This is a genomic window from Herbaspirillum lusitanum P6-12, from assembly GCF_000256565.1.
Classification (GTDB): Bacteria; Pseudomonadota; Gammaproteobacteria; order Burkholderiales; family Burkholderiaceae_D; genus Herbaspirillum; species Herbaspirillum lusitanum.
In genome coordinates this window covers 1-990 of the sequence record NZ_AJHH01000568.1, presented here as the reverse complement: position 1 = coordinate 990, position 990 = coordinate 1, and the positions used below count along the sequence as shown (strand labels likewise).

General features: G+C 58.1%; 1 protein-coding gene. It reads right to left on the bottom strand.

Annotated features, from left to right (window positions below):
* Positions 1-101: 101 nt before the first annotated feature.
* The coding region (rseP, locus tag HLUSI_RS0118780; RefSeq protein WP_016835420.1) for an RIP metalloprotease RseP at positions 102-990 on the bottom strand (889 nt) is incomplete at its 5' end.

The following is a 990-nucleotide window of genomic DNA, read 5'->3' as shown; positions in this document are numbered from 1 at the left end:
TGATGCCGGGCATGAACGGCGCCGAAGTAATCGCCTGAAATGACCGAACATATGTAAAGTCAAAAGCCATCCGGGCGACCCGGACGGCTTGGAACGAATCCTTAAAACATCAGACGCACGATGTCGTTGAATGCGGCCACGAGCATCAGCATCATCAGAATACCCATACCGGCGCGTTGAGCAATTTCCCCAAAACGCTCAGAAACAGGACGGCCGGTCAAAATCTCCAGCGAATAATACAGCAAATGCCCGCCATCTAAAACCGGGATGGGCAGCAGGTTCATCACTCCCAGACTGATGCTGATGAACGCAATGAAGCTCAGGTAGCTGACCAGGCCGACTTTGGCGGTCTGACCGGCGTAATCCGCTATGGTAATCGGGCCGGTGATATTTTTCCATGAAACTTGTCCGACGATCATTTTTCCGATCATCTTGAGCGTCATGGCGCTGGTGTCCCAGGTTTTTTCCGCCCCCTTGGCAATGGCCGTCCAGGGGGGATCGCTGACCACGGTCATCTCAGGGGCCAGCGGCACTTCAACCTTGATGCGGCCGATCGTCTGGCCATTGTCGGTCAACGTATCGGGAGTCACTGCAATATCGAACTCGCTCTGGCCGCGCAGGCCGTGCAGTGTCAGCGGTTTTCCCGGGGAGGCGCGCACCAGCTCGACCAGCGCCAGGCCGTCTTTGATCGGCGCGCCGTTGACGGCCAGGATCAGATCGCCTTTTTGCAGCCCTGCCTGCATGGCCGGACCTTCCATGATCTTGCCCAGGATCGCCTGCGGGCGTGCCAACGATATGCCCAGTTTGGCCAGGAAGTCGCCTTCCAGATCCTCGGTCGATACGCCGTCAAGCGACAACTTGACGGTATTGAGCAGTTTGCCGCCGTTTGGAGCGGCGCTTTCAACGTCGAGACGCGCCGGCGTCTTTTCCAGCACGTGCTGCATCAGTTGCCAGCGCACCTCCGTCCACGCATGCACCGGTTCGCCATTG